Source organism: Bacillus sp. FSL H8-0534 (assembly GCF_038005885.1).
GTDB lineage: Bacteria > Bacillota > Bacilli > Bacillales > Bacillaceae_G > Bacillus_A > Bacillus_A pseudomycoides.
On sequence record NZ_JBBOUC010000001.1, the window covers coordinates 3,791,418 to 3,810,985 of the forward strand.

General features: G+C 40.3%; 13 protein-coding genes, 22 tRNA genes and 2 rRNA genes. 35 read left to right on the plus strand and 2 right to left on the minus strand.

Annotated features, from left to right (window positions below; translation table 11 throughout):
- Window positions 1-40: 40 nt before the first annotated feature.
- The 30 genes from MHH71_RS19130 (at window position 41) to MHH71_RS30650 (ending at window position 9,185) form a co-directional block, all read left to right on the plus strand.
- A 23S ribosomal RNA gene (locus tag MHH71_RS19130) occupies window positions 41-2,962 on the plus strand.
- 102 nt (window positions 2,963-3,064) lie between these two features.
- Window positions 3,065-3,180 (plus strand): 5S ribosomal RNA (gene rrf, locus MHH71_RS19135).
- A gap of 4 nt (window positions 3,181-3,184) precedes the next feature.
- Window positions 3,185-3,260: transfer RNA gene (locus MHH71_RS19140), tRNA-Val, on the plus strand.
- Between the two features lie 6 nt (window positions 3,261-3,266).
- Window positions 3,267-3,342 (plus strand) — tRNA-Thr (locus MHH71_RS19145).
- A 9-nt stretch (window positions 3,343-3,351) separates the two neighbouring features.
- Window positions 3,352-3,427: transfer RNA gene (locus tag MHH71_RS19150), tRNA-His, on the plus strand.
- A 24-nt stretch (window positions 3,428-3,451) separates the two neighbouring features.
- Window positions 3,452-3,532: transfer RNA gene (locus MHH71_RS19155), tRNA-Leu, on the plus strand.
- 29 nt (window positions 3,533-3,561) lie between these two features.
- Window positions 3,562-3,636 (plus strand) — tRNA-Gly (locus MHH71_RS19160).
- Window positions 3,637-3,652: 16 nt separating this feature from the next.
- Window positions 3,653-3,741, plus strand: a tRNA-Leu gene (locus tag MHH71_RS19165).
- Between the two features lie 3 nt (window positions 3,742-3,744).
- A tRNA-Arg gene (locus MHH71_RS19170) sits at window positions 3,745-3,818 on the plus strand.
- A gap of 10 nt (window positions 3,819-3,828) precedes the next feature.
- A tRNA-Pro gene (locus MHH71_RS19175) sits at window positions 3,829-3,902 on the plus strand.
- A gap of 14 nt (window positions 3,903-3,916) precedes the next feature.
- Window positions 3,917-3,989 (plus strand) — tRNA-Ala (locus tag MHH71_RS19180).
- 16 nt (window positions 3,990-4,005) lie between these two features.
- Window positions 4,006-4,082, plus strand: a tRNA-Met gene (locus tag MHH71_RS19185).
- 4 nt (window positions 4,083-4,086) lie between these two features.
- A tRNA-Ile gene (locus MHH71_RS19190) sits at window positions 4,087-4,163 on the plus strand.
- 17 nt (window positions 4,164-4,180) lie between these two features.
- Window positions 4,181-4,273 (plus strand) — tRNA-Ser (locus MHH71_RS19195).
- 25 nt (window positions 4,274-4,298) lie between these two features.
- A tRNA-Met gene (locus MHH71_RS19200) sits at window positions 4,299-4,375 on the plus strand.
- Between the two features lie 2 nt (window positions 4,376-4,377).
- A tRNA-Asp gene (locus MHH71_RS19205) sits at window positions 4,378-4,453 on the plus strand.
- Between the two features lie 11 nt (window positions 4,454-4,464).
- A tRNA-Phe gene (locus MHH71_RS19210) sits at window positions 4,465-4,540 on the plus strand.
- Between the two features lie 14 nt (window positions 4,541-4,554).
- A tRNA-Thr gene (locus tag MHH71_RS19215) sits at window positions 4,555-4,630 on the plus strand.
- 10 nt (window positions 4,631-4,640) lie between these two features.
- Window positions 4,641-4,716 (plus strand) — tRNA-Lys (locus MHH71_RS19220).
- A 12-nt stretch (window positions 4,717-4,728) separates the two neighbouring features.
- Window positions 4,729-4,799: transfer RNA gene (locus MHH71_RS19225), tRNA-Gly, on the plus strand.
- A gap of 11 nt (window positions 4,800-4,810) precedes the next feature.
- Window positions 4,811-4,887: transfer RNA gene (locus tag MHH71_RS19230), tRNA-Ile, on the plus strand.
- 4 nt (window positions 4,888-4,891) lie between these two features.
- A tRNA-Asn gene (locus MHH71_RS19235) sits at window positions 4,892-4,966 on the plus strand.
- Window positions 4,967-4,974: 8 nt separating this feature from the next.
- Window positions 4,975-5,065, plus strand: a tRNA-Ser gene (locus MHH71_RS19240).
- Between the two features lie 6 nt (window positions 5,066-5,071).
- Window positions 5,072-5,143 (plus strand) — tRNA-Glu (locus MHH71_RS19245).
- A 160-nt stretch (window positions 5,144-5,303) separates the two neighbouring features.
- Window positions 5,304-5,459: a hypothetical protein gene (locus MHH71_RS19250; RefSeq protein ID WP_006096298.1), complete on the plus strand. Its 156-nt coding sequence runs from the start codon at window positions 5,304-5,306 to the stop codon at window positions 5,457-5,459.
- Window positions 5,460-5,587: 128 nt separating this feature from the next.
- Window positions 5,588-6,460 carry an RNA polymerase sigma-70 factor gene (locus tag MHH71_RS19255; RefSeq protein ID WP_006096299.1) on the plus strand — a complete coding sequence of 291 codons (873 nt, stop codon included), beginning with the start codon at window positions 5,588-5,590 and terminating at the stop codon, window positions 6,458-6,460.
- Window positions 6,461-6,698: 238 nt separating this feature from the next.
- Entirely contained in the window at window positions 6,699-7,142 is a 444-nt protein-coding gene (locus MHH71_RS19260) for a carboxymuconolactone decarboxylase family protein (RefSeq protein ID WP_006096300.1), read from the plus strand.
- A 466-nt stretch (window positions 7,143-7,608) separates the two neighbouring features.
- Complete coding sequence (locus MHH71_RS19265; protein ID WP_006096301.1) at window positions 7,609-8,553, plus strand: L-lactate dehydrogenase; 945 nt, start codon at window positions 7,609-7,611, stop codon at window positions 8,551-8,553.
- Window positions 8,554-8,773: 220 nt separating this feature from the next.
- Window positions 8,774-9,016, plus strand: coding sequence for a hypothetical protein (locus tag MHH71_RS30645; protein ID WP_006096302.1), 243 nt, complete (start codon window positions 8,774-8,776; stop codon window positions 9,014-9,016).
- Window positions 9,003-9,185 (plus strand): GNAT family N-acetyltransferase, encoded by a 183-nt coding sequence (locus MHH71_RS30650; protein ID WP_078211777.1) that lies wholly within the window; start codon window positions 9,003-9,005, stop codon window positions 9,183-9,185. The genes MHH71_RS30645 and MHH71_RS30650 overlap by 14 nt, the downstream gene beginning before the upstream one ends.
- Here MHH71_RS30650 and MHH71_RS30655 read toward each other — a convergent pair.
- Window positions 9,169-9,369: a TasA family protein gene (locus MHH71_RS30655; RefSeq protein ID WP_139358590.1), complete on the minus strand. Its 201-nt coding sequence runs from the start codon at window positions 9,367-9,369 to the stop codon at window positions 9,169-9,171. The genes MHH71_RS30650 and MHH71_RS30655 overlap by 17 nt on opposite strands.
- Before the next feature lie 539 nt (window positions 9,370-9,908).
- Here MHH71_RS30655 and glgB point away from each other — a divergent pair.
- From glgB to MHH71_RS19295, 5 genes are all read left to right on the plus strand, one after another.
- Entirely contained in the window at window positions 9,909-11,846 is a 1,938-nt protein-coding gene (gene glgB, locus MHH71_RS19275; protein ID WP_033799171.1) for a 1,4-alpha-glucan branching protein GlgB, read from the plus strand.
- Window positions 11,794-12,924, plus strand: coding sequence for a glucose-1-phosphate adenylyltransferase (locus tag MHH71_RS19280; RefSeq protein WP_018782028.1), 1,131 nt, complete (start codon window positions 11,794-11,796; stop codon window positions 12,922-12,924). Before glgB ends, MHH71_RS19280 begins: the two co-directional genes overlap by 53 nt.
- Window positions 12,925-12,942: 18 nt before the next feature.
- Window positions 12,943-13,977: a sugar phosphate nucleotidyltransferase gene (locus tag MHH71_RS19285; RefSeq protein WP_006096307.1), complete on the plus strand. Its 1,035-nt coding sequence runs from the start codon at window positions 12,943-12,945 to the stop codon at window positions 13,975-13,977.
- A gap of 351 nt (window positions 13,978-14,328) precedes the next feature.
- Complete coding sequence (gene glgA, locus MHH71_RS19290) at window positions 14,329-15,765, plus strand: glycogen synthase GlgA (protein WP_033799718.1); 1,437 nt, start codon at window positions 14,329-14,331, stop codon at window positions 15,763-15,765.
- Window positions 15,766-15,776: 11 nt separating this feature from the next.
- On the plus strand, window positions 15,777-18,185 hold the full coding sequence (locus MHH71_RS19295) for a glycogen/starch/alpha-glucan phosphorylase (protein WP_006096309.1): 2,409 nt from the start codon (window positions 15,777-15,779) through the stop codon (window positions 18,183-18,185).
- 480 nt (window positions 18,186-18,665) lie between these two features.
- Here MHH71_RS19295 and MHH71_RS19300 read toward each other — a convergent pair whose 3' ends face one another.
- Window positions 18,666-19,388 carry a lipase family protein gene (locus MHH71_RS19300; RefSeq protein ID WP_003201474.1) on the minus strand — a complete coding sequence of 241 codons (723 nt, stop codon included), beginning with the start codon at window positions 19,386-19,388 and terminating at the stop codon, window positions 18,666-18,668.
- Window positions 19,389-19,568 lie beyond the last annotated feature (180 nt).

Below are 19,568 nucleotides of genomic sequence, written 5' to 3' on the forward strand. Positions count from 1 at the left end.
ACTAGATAACAGTGTAGCTCATATTTTTTAATTTTAGTTTGGTTAAGTTAGAAAGGGCGCACGGTGGATGCCTTGACACTAGGAGTCGATGAAGGACGGGACTAACGCCGATATGCTTCGGGGAGCTGTAAGTAAGCTTTGATCCGAAGATTTCCGAATGGGGAAACCCACCATACGTAATGGTATGGTATCCTTACCTGAATACATAGGGTAAGGAAGACAGACCCAGGGAACTGAAACATCTAAGTACCTGGAGGAAGAGAAAGCAAATGCGATTTCCTGAGTAGCGGCGAGCGAAACGGAATCTAGCCCAAACCAAGAGGCTTGCCTCTTGGGGTTGTAGGACATTCTATACGGAGTTACAAAGGAACGAGGTAGACGAAGCAGCCTGGAAAGGCTCGTCATAGAGGGTAACAACCCCGTAGTCGAAACTTCGTTCTCTCTTGAATGTATCCTGAGTACGGCGGAACACGTGAAATTCCGTCGGAATCTGGGAGGACCATCTCCCAAGGCTAAATACTACCTAGTGATCGATAGTGAACCAGTACCGTGAGGGAAAGGTGAAAAGCACCCCGGAAGGGGAGTGAAAGAGATCCTGAAACCGTGTGCCTACAAATAGTCAGAGCCCGTTAATGGGTGATGGCGTGCCTTTTGTAGAATGAACCGGCGAGTTACGATCCCGTGCGAGGTTAAGCTGAAGAGGCGGAGCCGTAGCGAAAGCGAGTCTGAATAGGGCGTTTAGTACGTGGTCGTAGACCCGAAACCAGGTGATCTACCCATGTCCAGGGTGAAGTTCAGGTAACACTGAATGGAGGCCCGAACCCACGCACGTTGAAAAGTGCGGGGATGAGGTGTGGGTAGCGGAGAAATTCCAATCGAACCTGGAGATAGCTGGTTCTCCCCGAAATAGCTTTAGGGCTAGCCTTAAGTGTAAGAGTCTTGGAGGTAGAGCACTGATTGAACTAGGGGTCCTCATCGGATTACCGAATTCAGTCAAACTCCGAATGCCAATGACTTATCCTTAGGAGTCAGACTGCGAGTGATAAGATCCGTAGTCAAGAGGGAAACAGCCCAGATCGCCAGCTAAGGTCCCAAAGTGTGTATTAAGTGGAAAAGGATGTGGAGTTGCTTAGACAACTAGGATGTTGGCTTAGAAGCAGCCACCATTTAAAGAGTGCGTAATAGCTCACTAGTCGAGTGACTCTGCGCCGAAAATGTACCGGGGCTAAATACACCACCGAAGCTGCGAATTGATACCTATGGTATCAGTGGTAGGGGAGCGTTCTAAGGGCAGTGAAGTCAGACCGTAAGGACTGGTGGAGCGCTTAGAAGTGAGAATGCCGGTATGAGTAGCGAAAGACGGGTGAGAATCCCGTCCACCGAATGCCTAAGGTTTCCTGAGGAAGGCTCGTCCGCTCAGGGTTAGTCAGGACCTAAGCCGAGGCCGACAGGCGTAGGCGATGGACAACAGGTTGATATTCCTGTACCACCTCTTTATCGTTTGAGCAATGGAGGGACGCAGAAGGATAGAAGAAGCGTGCGATTGGTTGTGCACGTCCAAGCAGTTAGGCTGATAAGTAGGCAAATCCGCTTATCGTGAAGGCTGAGCTGTGATGGGGAAGCTCCTTATGGAGCGAAGTCTTTGATTCCCCGCTGCCAAGAAAAGCTTCTAGCGAGATAAAAGGTGCCTGTACCGCAAACCGACACAGGTAGGCGAGGAGAGAATCCTAAGGTGTGCGAGAGAACTCTGGTTAAGGAACTCGGCAAAATGACCCCGTAACTTCGGGAGAAGGGGTGCTTTCTTAACGGAAAGCCGCAGTGAATAGGCCCAAGCGACTGTTTAGCAAAAACACAGGTCTCTGCGAAGCCGTAAGGCGAAGTATAGGGGCTGACACCTGCCCGGTGCTGGAAGGTTAAGGAGAGGGGTTAGCGTAAGCGAAGCTCTGAACTGAAGCCCCAGTAAACGGCGGCCGTAACTATAACGGTCCTAAGGTAGCGAAATTCCTTGTCGGGTAAGTTCCGACCCGCACGAAAGGTGTAACGATTTGGGCACTGTCTCAACCAGAGACTCGGTGAAATTATAGTACCTGTGAAGATGCAGGTTACCCGCGACAGGACGGAAAGACCCCGTGGAGCTTTACTGTAGCCTGATATTGAATTTTGGTACAGTTTGTACAGGATAGGCGGGAGCCTTTGAAGCCGGAGCGCTAGCTTCGGTGGAGGCGCTGGTGGGATACCGCCCTGACTGTATTGAAATTCTAACCTACGGGTCTTATCGACCCGGGAGACAGTGTCAGGTGGGCAGTTTGACTGGGGCGGTCGCCTCCTAAAGTGTAACGGAGGCGCCCAAAGGTTCCCTCAGAATGGTTGGAAATCATTCGTAGAGTGCAAAGGCATAAGGGAGCTTGACTGCGAGACCTACAAGTCGAGCAGGGACGAAAGTCGGGCTTAGTGATCCGGTGGTTCCGCATGGAAGGGCCATCGCTCAACGGATAAAAGCTACCCCGGGGATAACAGGCTTATCTCCCCCAAGAGTCCACATCGACGGGGAGGTTTGGCACCTCGATGTCGGCTCATCGCATCCTGGGGCTGTAGTCGGTCCCAAGGGTTGGGCTGTTCGCCCATTAAAGCGGTACGCGAGCTGGGTTCAGAACGTCGTGAGACAGTTCGGTCCCTATCCGTCGTGGGCGTAGGAAATTTGAGAGGAGCTGTCCTTAGTACGAGAGGACCGGGATGGACGCACCGCTGGTGTACCAGTTGTTCTGCCAAGGGCATAGCTGGGTAGCTATGTGCGGAAGGGATAAGTGCTGAAAGCATCTAAGCATGAAGCCCCCCTCAAGATGAGATTTCCCATAGCGTAAGCTAGTAAGATCCCTGAAAGATGATCAGGTTGATAGGTTCGAGGTGGAAGCATGGTGACATGTGGAGCTGACGAATACTAATAGATCGAGGACTTAACCATATAATATGAAGCAAATGTTATCTAGTTTTGAGAGAACATAAAAAAACTTGTTGACATTTTAAATGAATCAAGTATAATAATGATTGTCTCAAATGAAATAAGTCTGGTAATGATGGCAGAGAGGTCACACCCGTTCCCATACCGAACACGGAAGTTAAGCTCTCTAGCGCCGATGGTAGTTGGGGCCTTGTCCCTGTGAGAGTAGGACGTTGCCAGGCAAATGGAGGATTAGCTCAGCTGGGAGAGCACCTGCCTTACAAGCAGGGGGTCGGCGGTTCGATCCCGTCATCCTCCACCATATATTGCCGGCTTAGCTCAATTGGTAGAGCAACTGACTTGTAATCAGTAGGTTGGGGGTTCAAGTCCTCTAGCCGGCACCAGCAACTATGGCGGTTGTGGCGAAGTGGTTAACGCACCGGATTGTGGCTCCGGCATTCGTGGGTTCGATTCCCATCAGTCGCCCCATTTTTTCTTAAAAAATTATATTATGCGGGTGTGGCGGAATTGGCAGACGCACCAGACTTAGGATCTGGCGCCTTTGGCGTGGGGGTTCGACTCCCTTCACCCGCACTTTTAATAAAATATCTCATACATGTCTTGCGGAAGTAGTTCAGTGGTAGAATACAACCTTGCCAAGGTTGGGGTCGCGGGTTCGAATCCCGTCTTCCGCTCCAATTTTCAATATGACATGCCGGGGTGGCGGAACAGGCAGACGCACAGGACTTAAAATCCTGCGGTGGGTGACCACCGTGCGGGTTCGACCCCCGCCCTCGGCACCATATGCGCCCGTAGCTCAATTGGATAGAGCGTTTGACTACGGATCAAAAGGTTAGGGGTTCGAGTCCTCTCGGGCGCGCTTTTATTAACGGGAAGTGGCTCAGCTTGGTAGAGCACCTGGTTTGGGACCAGGGGGTCGCAGGTTCAAATCCTGTCTTCCCGATATTTTTAAAACATGGGGCCTTAGCTCAGCTGGGAGAGCGCCTGCCTTGCACGCAGGAGGTCAGCGGTTCGATCCCGCTAGGCTCCACTTATAACTTTATTATGGCGGTGTAGCTCAGCTGGCTAGAGCGTACGGTTCATACCCGTGAGGTCGGGGGTTCGATCCCCTCCGCCGCTACCATAAGGGACCTTTAGCTCAGCTGGTTAGAGCAGACGGCTCATAACCGTCCGGTCGTAGGTTCGAGTCCTACAAGGTCCACCATTTAAAGTAAATTCCCTGGAGGTATACCCAAGTCTGGCTGAAGGGATCGGTCTTGAAAACCGACAGGCGGCGAGAGTCGCGCGGGGGTTCGAATCCCTCTACCTCCTCCATTTTTTTAAAAGAATATTGTATCGTCGCGGGGTGGAGCAGTCTGGTAGCTCGTCGGGCTCATAACCCGAAGGTCGCAGGTTCAAATCCTGTCCCCGCAACCAATGGTCCCGTGGTGTAGTGGTTAACATGCCTGCCTGTCACGCAGGAGATCGCCGGTTCGACCCCGGTCGGGACCGCCATTTTACATAAAGGCTCGGTAGCTCAGTCGGTAGAGCAGAGGACTGAAAATCCTCGTGTCGGCGGTTCGATTCCGTCCCGAGCCACCATTTTGAAATAGCAAGCCGGCTTAGCTCAATTGGTAGAGCAACTGACTTGTAATCAGTAGGTTGGGGGTTCAAGTCCTCTAGCCGGCACCACTTTCAAAATGAGCCATTAGCTCAGTTGGTAGAGCATCTGACTTTTAATCAGAGGGTCGAAGGTTCGAGTCCTTCATGGCTCACCATTTTAGTTTCATGCGGGTGTAGTTTAGTGGTAAAACAAGAGCCTTCCAAGCTCTGGTCGAGAGTTCGATTCTCTTCACCCGCTTTTTCCATTGGGGGCCTATAGCTCAGCTGGTTAGAGCGCACGCCTGATAAGCGTGAGGTCGATGGTTCGAGTCCATTTAGGCCCACCATTATTCCGCAGTAGCTCAGTGGTAGAGCTATCGGCTGTTAACCGATCGGTCGTAGGTTCGAGTCCTACCTGCGGAGCCATATTATATAGAGAAGTACCCAAGTGGCTCAAGGGGCTCCCCTGCTAAGGGAGTAGATCGCTAACGCGGTGCGAGGGTTCGAATCCCTTCTTCTCTGCCAGAAACTGGCCCGTTGGTCAAGTGGTTAAGACACCGCCCTTTCACGGCGGTAACACGGGTTCGAATCCCGTACGGGTCATACTTAAAGAGATAGCATAATGTGCTATCTCTTTTTGTTTATAATGATATTTTCTTCAAGAAAAAGCAGACTTATCAAAGTCTGCTTTTTTTATTAAAATTGATAATTTTTGTATACTTTTTTCTTTTTGAGGCGTCTAACTAATAGAAAGGAGAGAGCAATGGCATATGAAAAAGTTGAAGAAATAATTATACAAACGTCTAAGAATATTTATAGATATCTTCTTAAAATCGGTGTAAATGCAGTGGAAGCGGAAAATATTGTTCAAGATACAATCTATAAAGCATTGTTATCTATACCAATGAATAAAAATTAACCAATATTATCATGTCAGCAATATATAAGAGTTTGTATAAAATGAAGAATCGTTCCTTTTGTAACAGAAAGAATTATAACAAATCATATATTTTTATATTGGAACACGCTATAGAATGGAGTGATAGTATGGATTTTGAAACTTTGTATCGAACGTATCAATCCTTAGTTTACTCTGTTGCATACCGCCTGCTTGGCTCTGTTAGTGATGCAGAGGATGTTGCACAGGATATACTCATTAAAAGTCAGCATATGGAGCAAGAACAAATTAGAAATATGAAAGCATATTTAATTAAGGTGACAACAAACCATTGTTTGAATGTACTACAGTCTGCGCGGAAACAGAGAGAAATGTATACAGGAGAATGGCTTCCTGAGCCAGAGATAGATACGGAGAAATTAAATCCAATGGAAACACTACTGCAAACCGAAAGAGTATCCTATGCATTTCTTGTACTGTTAGAGAAGTTAACACCTGTTGAAAGAGCTATATTTGTTTTAAGAGAAGTGTTTAAGTACGAGTATCGTGAAATAGCGGAGCTTTTAAACAAATCAGAGGCAAATTGCCGAAAGATTTTTAGTCGTTGTAAAGAGAAGATAAGGCATGAAGTACCCGTACATCCGCAACAATTGGATCATACAGAAAAGATGATACATACCTTTATCAAAGGCTCAGAAACAGGAAATTTTGAGGGATTTATTAATTTACTGACAGTAGATGCAACACTTGTCACTGACGGAGGCGGTAAAGTACGTGCTGCTATATTTCCGATTATGGGCAAACAGCGTATCCAGATATTTTTGGAGTCTATTGTTTCACGAGGATTCTTCCAATTGGAGCTTCTCCCAACTATCATAAATGGTCAATTTGGTATTTTAGCAAGGAATAAGGGCCGTGCAGAGAAGGCCATATGCTTTGAGTGGGATGAAAGCGGAGAATCCATTAGAAGAATTTACATTGTAGTCAATCCTGATAAACTAAAGCATATTCCAGTTCTATAGCATGTAATTGAAAAAGAGATCTTTTTTTTAGATCTCTTTTTTATTTTGTCACAAATTGAAAAGCTAATTTGTCTTATAAGTGACAGGATATAAAAGGGATGCTTGTATGTTTTCTATTAGAGCTTCTGTCATGAATGAAAATATTTTACGGCAGATAGTAATTTGAAATAATTCATGAAAGACCTTATTAAATATCCTGGTACCAAAGTACAAACTAATTTTATGGAGGGAATATAAGATGGAAACAAGATTTTTAATGGGAAAGGTAAACCCGGAAGGTTATAAGGCAATGGTAGGTTTAGAAAAATACTTGATGACTACAAGTATCGATGAAATATTGAAAGAGCTAATTAAAATCCGTGCTTCTCAAATCAATGGATGTGCGTATTGCATTGATATTCATACGAAAGATGCACGAAAACTAGGGGAAACAGAGCAACGTATTTATGCTCTTAATGCTTGGCGTGAGACACCATTTTTTACGCAGGAAGAACGTGCTGTGCTTGCTTTGACAGAGGCAATTACACTAGTAGCGGAAACGCACGTTCCTGATGAGGTATATGAAGAGGTAAGAAATTTCTTTGAAGAAGAACAAATTGCTGAAATCGTTATGCAGATTGTTACTATTAATGCATGGAATCGAATTGGGGTATCTACCCGTTTAATGCCGGAAAAAAGATAAGGTGGAGATGTTACTAATAGTTTGTAGAGGCACCCTCATACTGTCAACAAACTAAGAAAAAGGATGGTTCCAAAAACGAAAAAATAAGTTATTCTTTCTGGAAATACTGCTGAAAGGATAGCTTTTTCGTTTTTGAGTATAAAGAAATTGTAATGGGAAGGATATAGAGCTTTTGCAAATTATGTATGATCTAATCTTTAATAGGTAAACGATAAAATATAAGGAAATAAGCTTTTCACAATCTAAAGAAAAGGCTTCCATTAAAATCGATTCCACACCTAATATCATAACTTTCTACTGTCTGTGAGAAAGTTCACAAATAGGTCATAATTTGTGAATATATTCACAATGAATCGTGCTACAATATGAATGTAAAGAAGTTAAACAACATTAAATTAGTATTTTAATTAATTACTTAAACAATAATAAAAAAAATAAATGTGAACAATAGAGAGGGGAATTTACCATGAAAAAAGGTATCAATCGTGTAGTATTAGTAGGAACAGGTGCAGTAGGTTGTAGTTATGCTTACTCAATGATTAACCAAGGTGTAGCTGAAGAATTTGTACTTGTGGATGTAAATGAGGCTAAAGCGGAAGGGGAAGCAATGGACTTAAGCCATGCGGTACCATTCTCTCCATCACCAACAAAAGTTTGGAGCGGTAGTTATGCAGATTGCAAAGATGCAGATTTAGTTGTTATCACTGCTGGATTACCACAAAAGCCAGGTGAAACTCGTTTAGATTTAGTTGAGAAAAATACAAAAATCTTTAAGCAAATCGTTCGCGGCATTATGGATAACGGATTTGATGGTATTTTCCTAATCGCAACTAACCCAGTTGATATTTTAACTTATGTAACTTGGAAAGAATCTGGATTACCAAAAGAACGCGTAATCGGTTCTGGTACAACTTTAGACTCTGCTCGTTTCCGCTACATGTTAGGTGACTATTTAGATGTAGATCCACGTAACGTTCATGCATATATCATTGGTGAGCACGGTGACACTGAACTTCCAGTATGGAGCCACGCTACTGTAGGTGTACAAAAGCTAGAAACAATCTTAGCGAACAACGAACAGTATAACCAAGATGATTTAGATAAAATCTTTGCAAATGTACGCGATGCTGCTTACCACATCATCGAGCGTAAAGGTGCAACTTACTACGGAATTGGTATGTCACTACTTCGTGTAACTAAAGCGATCTTAAACAACGAGAACAGTGTACTAACTGTATCTGCATACCTTGAAGGTCAATACAGCGAGAAAGATGCTTATGTAGGTGTTCCAGCTGTCATTAACCGCGAAGGTGTACGTGAAATCGTGGAGCTTGAGTTAAATGAAGAAGAAAAAGCGAAATTTACTCACTCTGTAAAAGTATTAAAAGAAACAATGGCACCAGTACTATAAGGATAATTGATAAATAATTCAGAAGCGGGAAATTGCTTCCGGCTTCTGAATTTTTATATAACTTTATATAAATTCCTTTTCCAGTTTCCCTGTATATCCCCAAATATACACCCCCTTTTGCTGGAAAAGGATCATTTATAGGAAAAGCACCCTATTTTGTATAGAGTGCTTTTATTTTTTTATATGGAAATTAAATCCATGAAATGAGGGGAATAAAGTTATGATAGAAAGAGCTAATGCTGAAGAAACAACATACATACTATCTAATGTAGCATTATCTGCTAATGAAGGTATTCAAAATCATGGAACAATTTCCGGAGAAAAAGCGATACAGATGATGACAGGTCTTATTGAAAAAGGGGCGTATTATTTTGTATACAAAGAGAATGATTCAATAGCTGGATGGATATTAGTAGGGACAAATACGGATTATTTTACAGAAAGGGAATTTGGTTTTATCTGAATTTCGAGGTAAAGGGATTTCTAAAAAGTTAGTTCAGGCTGGGATTGAAGAGTTGAAAAGAAATGGATATGAGGAAGTACGTCTTAATGTATTTTCCACAAACTTTGCTCAAGAGATTGATGAAAAGATAGGTTTTACTCCGTTACAAACAGTTATGGTTTACAAGTAAATAAGAAATGAAAAAACAAGAAAAGTACCGAGAGTCGGTACTTTTCTTTGTTTTCAGTTTTGAAGTTCTTCTTGAACGAATTACCTGGCTTTAAATCTTTCATATTGACGGTAACAGTAGGATTAGATAAATATACTATACCAGCTTGTAATGCGTTATTTTGATGTTTCAGGGTTGTTAAAATAGGAGAAGCGCTATGCTATAATAAGCCCCCATGTTTAGAGTGAAATATATAGCGCCTTACTAACAATTAGATAAAATATAGTATTTAAGTGAGGGGATAGTTAGAAAGCATGATTTCCAGTAAATGTTTTACTCCGTTATTCGTGGACAGTAATAATCTCACCTCAAAATTCAATGGAAACAAAAAAGTTAGGTGGGAGATAAACTGCCCGTAAAATCCCAATTGGTGAGAGCTGATTAAAGTTTCACTTTATGAGAAAACATTTGTTTCAAGATAATAAAGATAGGGAAGAAACTAGAAAAATAGAGACCTTCTTACTATTGTATATTTTTGTGAAAAATAAAAAAGGACGAACAAAAAATAAAACGCTTTCAATGAATATTCGTCAAAATTCGATAAATTTGACGAAAAATTAAAGTGTTACCTTTAATTTCCGCGAAAAAACGTATATTTATTTAAAAATACACAAGGATATTTCAGTTTCCTATAGAATATTTAAAAAGTAATAAAAATTCTGTCATCTTAGTGAGGTGAACATATTGAGTGTAACAAATTGTATAGAAGAGAGTGTGTATGAATTTCATACAAAGCAGTGTTATGAGAGCTATAACATATTTGGCGCGCATCTTGTAACGGAAGATGAAATACAAGGCGTACGATTTACAGTATGGGCTCCTCATGCGAAAGCTCTGAGTGTAGTTGGCGATTTTAATGAGTGGGATATTGAAGGGCATAAGATGCGAAAAATGGCAGAAGAGGGTATTTGGTCATTGTTTATACCACATTTGGGGGAAAATGAAATATATAAGTATGCGATTGAAACTCCAGATGGTGAAACAATTTTAAAAGCAGATCCCTATGCAACATATGCAGAAGTAAGACCAAATACGGCATCTGTTATTTTTGATATAAAGGGATATAAATGGAATGATAAAAATTGGTTTCGAAAGAAGAAACGAAAATTAATTTATAAGGAAGCAATGGCAATTTATGAGTTGCATTTTGGTTCATGGAAAAAGAAAGAAGATGGCTCTCTGTACTCATATCGAGAGATGGCAGAGGAGCTCATTCCTTATGTGGTGGAACATCAATTTACCCACATTGAAATTATGCCGCTTGTGGAACATCCATATGACCGTTCCTGGGGATATCAGGGAACCGGATATTATGCGGTGACAAGCCGATTTGGTACACCGCATGATTTCATGTATTTTGTCGATGAATGTCATAAATATGGAATCGGTGTCATTTTAGATTGGGTGCCGGGTCATTTTTGTAAAGATGCTCATGGGTTGTATTTATTTGATGGAGCGCCGACCTATGAATATAAAGATTTGGATGTACAGGAAAATCACGTTTGGGGCACAGTAAATTTTGATTTAGGAAAACAGGAAGTGCGTAATTTTTTAATTTCAAATGCACTGTTTTGGATGAAGTATTACCATATTGACGGCTTTCGTGTCGATGCGGTTGCGAATATGTTGTACTGGGAAAAAGAAGGGAAGCAGCAAAGTAATGAATACGCCGTTTCCTTCTTGCGTGAGTTAAATGAGGCAGTATTTGCAGAGGACGAAGAATTTTTGATGACCGCAGAAGATTCGACAGCTTGGCCACTTGTGACTGCGCCAGTGTATGAAGGCGGACTAGGGTTTAATTATAAGTGGAATATGGGCTGGATGAATGATGTTCTAAAATACATGGAGTGTGCACCGGAATATCGGAAATATATTCATGAGAAAATGACATTTTCTTTGCTATATGCTTACTCCGAAAACTTTATATTACCGCTCTCTCACGATGAAGTCGTTCACGGAAAAAAATCATTGTTAAATAAAATGCCAGGAGACTACTGGGAAAAGTTTGCACAACTGCGTTTATTATACGGGTATTTCTTTACGCATCCTGGAAAGAAATTACTCTTTATGGGTGGGGAATTTGGTCAGTTTGACGAATGGAAAGATCTCGAGGGTCTAGATTGGAATTTGCATGATTTTGAAATGCATCGTTATATGCATGATTACTTTAAAGAGCTCATAGCATTGTATAAGCGCTCTAAACCACTTTGGCAGTTGGATCATTCGCAGGAAGGATTTCAGTGGATTGATGCCGATAACAAAGAACAAAGTATTTTCTCGTTTATTCGTAAAGGGGATAAGGAAGACGATATCTTTGTTGTGATATGTAATTTTACTAATATTGTGTATGAAAATTATAAAGTAGGTGTACCAGAGTTCAAGTATTATAACGAGATTTTAAATAGTGACGCAGCAATATATGGCGGCTCAGGGCAGGTAAATAAAAAGCGCCTAAAGACAATTCTAGAGCCGTATCATAATCAGTCTGCCCATGTAGAAATAACAATTCCACCATTTGGCGTATCCATTTTAAGACCAGTGAAAACGAGAAAGGGGAGCAAAAAACAAGATGGTTCAAAAGCAGACGTGCGTAGCGATGTTACTAGCAGGAGGAAAGGGTAGTCGTTTAAGTGCTTTAACAAAAAATTTAGCAAAGCCAGCTGTTCCGTTTGGCGGTAAGTACCGAATTATTGATTTCACATTAAGTAATTGTGCAAACTCTGGTATTGAAACAGTTGGAATTTTAACGCAGTATCAGCCGCTTGAGCTTCATAGTTATATTGGAATCGGTAATGCTTGGGATTTAGATCGTGTGAATGGCGGCGTGACCGTATTGCCTCCGTACTCGGAATCTTCAGGAGTGAAATGGTATACAGGAACAGCGAGTGCTATTTATCAAAACTTAAACTATTTGCATCAGTACGATCCGGAATATGTTCTGATTTTGTCAGGAGATCATATTTATAAAATGGATTACAGTAAAATGTTAGATTACCATATTGAAAAAGAAGCAGATGTTTCGATTTCAGTTATTGAAGTACCTTGGGATGAAGCAAGTCGATTCGGCATTATGCATACGAATGAGGATATGGAAATTGTTGAATTTGAGGAAAAACCACAATTTCCAAAAAGCAATCTTGCTTCGATGGGAATTTATATCTTTAATTGGGCTGTTTTAAAAGAATATTTAGAGATGGATGCAAGAAATCCAGAATCTAGTAATGATTTTGGAAAAGATGTCATCCCGCTTTTATTAGACGAGGAGAAAAAGCTCATTGCTTACCCATTTGAAGGGTATTGGAAAGATGTTGGAACTGTAAAAAGTTTATGGGAAGCAAATATGGACTTGCTTCGAGAAGAATCGACCTTACAGTTAAATGATCATAGCTGGCGCATTTATTCGGTGAATCCAAATGAGCCGCCGCAGTATATTGCTGAAGGCGCAAAGGTAGAAGAATCATTAATTAATGAAGGATGCGTTGTTGAAGGAGATGTAAAACACTCTGTTTTATTCCAAGGAGTGACGGTTGGAGAAGGGAGTATGGTAATCGATTCGGTAATTATGCCAGATGCATGCATCGGTAAAAATGTTGTCATTGAAAGAGCGATTGTCGGATCGGGTATGGTCATTGAAGATGGGACAATTATTCGTCCAGAAAAAAATATCGAGGATGTCGTACTAATAGCTGAGGGGAAATAGTGAAGGAGGATAAGATGAATGGGAGAATCAATGTTAGGAATTATTAATGCAACAGGGAGTTTTTCTTCCTTAAAGAAAGTAACAGGGCACCGTTCACTGGCAGCACTACCATTTGGAGGACGTTATCGTCTCATTGATTTTATGCTTTCAAATATGGTTAATTCCCATATTCATAGTGTAGCAATTTTTACGAGTCATAAAAATCGTTCCTTGATGGATCATCTCGGATCAGGAAAACAATGGGATTTAGATAGAAAACGCGACGGCTTATTTTTATTTCCTCCGAATTGCCAATGTAATCAAGATGAGTTTGGTTCCTTCGCTCATTTTAGAAGACATATTGACTATTTTCTGCGCAGCAGACAAGAGTATGTTGTTATTACAAATAGTCATCTTGTTACAGCATTAAATTTTCAAAAGATATTGGAAAGACATATACATACGGGCGCGGATGTTACAGAAGTATGCCATGAAGGCGTATCACTGCAAACTTATGTGCTGAAGAAACAGTTATTATTAGATTTATTTGAAACATATAAAGACATGGAACACTATAGTTTGTTTGATGTAGTCAAAGAGAAACGAGGAGAGTCTCTATACATTACTACATATGAGCATACAGGGTATGTAGCAGTAATCGATTCGATTGAAAATTATTATAAACATAGTTTAGAAATTTTGCAGCCTTCTATTTGGAAGCAGTTGTTTACGAAAGAAGCTCCGATTTTTACAAAAGTAAAGGATGAACCACCAACACGTTATATAAAAGGAGCGCAGGTGCAAAACACAATGATTGCAAACGGTAGTGTTATTGCAGGAAAAGTTGAGAATAGTGTTGTATTTCGTTCTGTTAAGGTTGGGAAAGGTTCGGTTATTCGAAATAGCATCATTATGCAAAAGAGCCAAATTGGAGATAACTGTATATTAGACGGCGTTATTATTGATAAGGATGTTAAAATTGAGGATGGTGTGGTTTTAACAGGAACGCCTGATAATCCATACGTTTTGGAAAAGGGCAGTGTTCAAAGTCAAAATATTACTAGTTATTCTTAAAAGATCTATGTAAGTTAAGTACAAATTGGAAAACTGATAAAAAACATTCTTTTTAAGGTGGAAGAGAGCATCCGCCCATGCATAGAGGCGGTCAGATCCTTTTCCTGCCCCATGCCAAGTGAAAACAAAGAGTTAAAACAAAGAGAGAAAACAAAACAAGTAGTAATCATCTTTTGTTCTTCGTAGCAGTGACTTATATGTCGAAAAATCAAAATGGATATATATAGCCAGTGAAATTCTATCCAATAGGGATTCACTGGCTCATCATGATATGAATTTAAAATCCGAAGGGAGGAAGCTGTAAGAAGGGCGGATCATGGTGTACACGCTTTTCAGACAGTGGAACAACACGTGAATATTTTATTTGCAGTATCAGAATGCGTACCGTTTATTAAATCAGGTGGCTTAGCAGATGTGGCGGGTGCACTTCCAAAAGAATTGAAAAAATTAGGAGTAAACGTCCGTATTATCCTACCAAACTACAGCCTTATTCCCAAGCACTTGCGAGAAGCATGTACGCTTCATAAGGTAATCAATGTGCAGCTCGGTTGGCGAAATCAATATTGCGGGATTTTAAAAGGGGAGCAAGGCGGGATTACGTATTATTTAATCGACAATGAATATTATTTTAAAAGGGATTCTCTTTATGGACATTATGATGATGGAGAACGTTTTTCTTTCTTTTCTAAGGCAGTGTTAGAGTGTATGCCGCACCTAGATTTTGAAGTGGACATCCTTCACAGTCATGATTGGCATACAGCGATGGCGAATTTTTTACTGCGTGAAAAGTATGGGGATCATCCATTGTATGAGCATATTAAAACTGTTTATACGATTCATAATTTGCAGTTCCAGGGTGTGTTTCCTCGTGAAGTTATGCATGATTTACTGGAACTTGGTGATGAATATTTTGATAGTGAACAGCTTGAGTTTTATGGGAACGTTAACTTTATGAAAGGCGGTATCATCGCTTCAGATCGCATTACAGCGGTTAGCCCGACGTATAAAGAAGAGATCCAATATGGATTTTTTGGTGAAAAATTAGATGGTTTGTTACGGAAATATAATGATAAGCTGAGCGGGATTGTAAATGGTATTGATACGAGCGTATATAATCCGAAAACGGATCCTTATATTACTGCGCAGTATGATGCAAAATCATTGTATGAAAAACAAGAAAATAAACGCGCATTACAGCGCTACTTTGGTTTGCCAGAAAAAGAAGATACGCCAATTATTTCGATGGTAACGCGATTAACAAAGCAAAAAGGCCTTGATTTAGTACGTACTGTCTTTCATGAAATGATGGAAGACGATGTACAATGTATCATTTTAGGATCAGGGGATTCTGAATATGAGCAGTTTTTCGAATGGATGGCATATGAGTATCCAGAAAAAGTGAAAGTGTATATCGGGTTTAATGAGGAGCTAGCGCATCAAGTATATGCAGGGAGCGATTTATTTTTAATGCCATCATTATTTGAACCATGTGGACTCGGACAGCTCATTGCACTGGCATATGGTGTGATCCCAATTGTAAGAGAGACGGGAGGATTGAACGATACAGTTCAGTCTTATAATGAGAAAACAGAGAATGGAAATGGCTTCAGCTTTAGAAATTTTAACGCTCATGACATGTTACATACGGTTCGTCGTGCACTGAAGTATTATCATAATCAACCGGTATGGAATCAGCTTGTAAAACAAGCGATGACAGAGGATTATAGCTGGAAAAAGTCAGCTCTTGAATATAAGGAACTATATAAAAGTTTGCTGAAACACTCTTAGGTGGTGAAAAAATGTTTACTCATGTTGAAAGCTTTAAAGTAGCCTTTTTAGAAAAACTAGAAACGATGTATGGAAAAAGTTTCAAAGATTCTACCAGTCGTGACCAGTATAATACACTTGGTCGTATGGTACGTGAGTATATGAATCAGCATTGGATTGCAACAAATGAAAGGTACCGGACAGGGAATCAAAAGCAAATGTATTACTTGTCTATTGAGTTTTTACTTGGTCGTTTGCTCGGTAGTAACTTACTAAATCTAGGTATCCGTGATGTATGTGAACAAGGCCTTTCAGAGCTTGGAATTTCATTAAAGGAATTGGAAGAAAGTGAAGCGGATGCAGGGCTTGGCAATGGAGGACTTGGCCGCCTTGCAGCCTGTTTTCTCGATTCACTTGCATCTTTAAATCTTCCAGGGCACGGATGTGGTATTCGTTATAAGCATGGCTTGTTTGATCAGAAAATTGTGGATGGATATCAAGTAGAATTACCAGAACAGTGGCTCCTTCATGAAAATGTTTGGGAAGTAAGACGACACGATCAAGCGGTAGAAGTGAGCTACTTTGGAAATGTAGAGCCGATAGAAATGAATGGTCGCCTCGAATTTCGTCATACGAATGCGGAAGTGATTATGGCAGTTCCATATGACGTTCCGGTTGTTGGATATGAAACAGATACTGTGAATACACTTCGCCTTTGGAATGCAGAGCCGGTTCCTTTTCCACAAAATTGTAAAGATATTTTGAAATATAAACGTGAAACAGAAGTGGTATCAGAATTTTTATACCCGGATGATACGCATGATGAAGGGAAAATACTACGTTTAAAGCAGCAGTATTTCCTTGTATCAGCAAGCTTACAAAACATTGTTCGCATGCATAGAGAGCAAAATGGAACGCTTCGTAATTTACATGAGAAAATCGCGATTCACATTAACGATACGCATCCCGTTTTAGCAATTCCAGAACTTATGCGTATTTTACTAGATGAAGAAAAGCTTGCTTGGGAAGAAGCATGGGATATTACGACTCAGACAATTTCTTATACGAATCATACGACATTATCAGAAGCACTTGAGAAGTGGCCAATCCATATTTTTAAACCGTTATTACCACGAATTTATATGATTATTGAAGAAATCAATGAACGCTTTTGTCATGAACTATGGGAGCGATATCCGTATGATTGGAAGCGGATTGAAGATATGGCAATTATCGCGCATGATCTTGTCAAAATGGCACATTTAGCAATTGTCGGAAGTTATAGTGTAAATGGCGTGGCAAAAATTCATACAGAAATTTTAAAGCAACGTGAAATGCAATTGTTTTATGATTTTTATCCGGAGAAATTTAACAATAAGACAAATGGAATCGCGCATCGGCGCTGGCTTATGAAGGCGAATCCGCAGCTTGCAAATCTCATTTCAGAAGCAATTGGAACGGAATGGAAGAAGCAACCGATTCAGTTGCAATCACTGCAAAGCTTTCAACATGACACTGCTTTTCAAGACAAGTTGCATGATGTAAAGCAAGAGCGTAAATATATTTTAGCAGAGCAAATTCAAAGCAAGATGGGGATTATCGTTGACCCGAGTTCCATTTTTGATGTACAAGTAAAACGATTGCACGCTTATAAAAGGCAACTATTAAATGTGTTACATATTTTGTATTTGTACAATCGTTTAAAAGAAGACTCAAGCTTTTCGTTTTATCCGCGTACATTTATTTTTGGAGCGAAGGCATCGCCAGGCTATTATTATGCGAAAAAAATTATTAAATTAATAAATGAACTTGCTAGAAAGGTAAATCAAGATCCATATGTGAGTCAATATATGAAAGTTATCTTTCTAGAAAACTATCGGGTTTCTTTAGCTGAATATATTTTCCCAGCAGCAGATGTAAGTGAGCAAATCTCTACAGCAAGTAAAGAGGCATCAGGAACAGGGAATATGAAGTTTATGATGAATGGTGCAATTACGCTCGGAACGCTGGATGGGGCCAATATTGAAATAAGAGAAAAAGTAGGAGATGAAGCCTGTTTTATCTTTGGTTTAACAGCGGAAGAGGTGCTTCATTATTATCAAAATGGTGGATATCGTGCAAATGATTACTATCATCATAATATGCACATAAAAAAAGTAGTCGATCAGTTAATAAATGGCTTTTTCACAAATGTTGGAGCCGAATTTGAAGCAATTTATGATTCTCTTGTTATTCAAAATGACGAGTACTTTGTCCTTCGTGATTTTAGTCCATATGCAGAGCGTCAAGAAGATGTAGGAAGAGCATATGAAAACCGAAGAAAGTGGCTAGAAATGTCTATCATCAATATTGCACAATCAGGACACTTTGCTAGTGATCGAACGATTCTGCAGTATAGTAATGAGATTTGGGGTATTGGTGATAGGGTTAAGCTTTCGTGAATGGAATATATATATAAATACAAATTAAAAAACCGACATAACCCACCATTCTTTTTAGGTGGGATAAAGCATCCGGCCATGCATAGAGGCGACTTATATGTTGGAAAATCAAAATGGATATATAGGAATAAGATAGAGTCCCTTGTGAAGATTTTGAGGGGCTTTTATTTATTGGAAAATATTGATGAAAAAATATGAAAGAAGAATGAGTGGAATTCGTAAAGTAAAAATAGCTTGGAAATTTTCCAAGCTGTTTTTACTTAGTTTGCTACTGAGATACAAGGATTTACTGAATACAAAACACCAGTCCCACCATATTCCTCTGTAGCAAAGTATGAGAATGTACAGAAACCTGTGACCGTAAAAAGTATAACGAGAAAAATTGCAAAGAAATATTTTAGCATGTAAGGTCCTCTCATCCAAAAATAATTACATAGATTATTATAATGTAATAGTATATTTTTTCCAAATGTTTCCGTATCAAAAATGAGAAGTCAGACATGTTTTGTATGTTGTCATGGCGTGGTTGTTGACGATAGATTTTGTATTTTTCGTAAATGTCAAGTTGTGATGAACATGTGTATACTCCCAGTCTTGGTCATTAAAATGTACTTTGCGCGGTGGAAGAAGCGGGACCACATCGAATAAATTAACGAAGCGAAAGCTACTTGCTACTTGCATTTTATAGTAGTTGCGAAAAGTGATATCACCGACTTTTGGAGAGGCAAAGTTATAGAGACCGTATTGTGCAAACGCAGTATTAACGCGTGCATCTAATATGTGTAGTGTGGCAAGTGCTCCGCCTAGGCTATGCCCTGTGGCGAGTAGTTTTTTATGTGATGGTAAAGATACGAGCATATCCATAATCGTATCACGGCACGATTCATAAACAGAGAGAAAGCCGTTATGGACGTTTCCGCTATTTAAGGCGTATGGATAAGGTTTTTGGTTCACAAGTGAATCAATGACCCACTCTGGATCGGATTGGGTCCCTCGAAACGCTACGATGACTGTATCCTCAGATTCTAATATGAATCCAAACCACTCTGTTGTTTGCATAACCTTAGCCTGAAAACCTTGTACATATTGAAATCCTTCAGGTATTTGAAAAATCCCATTTTGTTTATATTGATCATATGTTAACTCGCAGCAAGAAGCTAGCAATATGGCAGTATCTTTATCAAAGGATAAAGGAGCACGCATCAGAGAAGCCCTCCTAAAGAAGAAGTAATAGTTCAATATATGAGTGGGGATGGGGAATCATTCTTTGAGTGGCTTGAAAACAAAGTGCAATGAAAAATGAATGTTTTTTACAAATTAACACTTGAACCTTCAGTTACGTGAGGTAGTATGATTTGAGTAACCACATCGGTAAAAAGAATG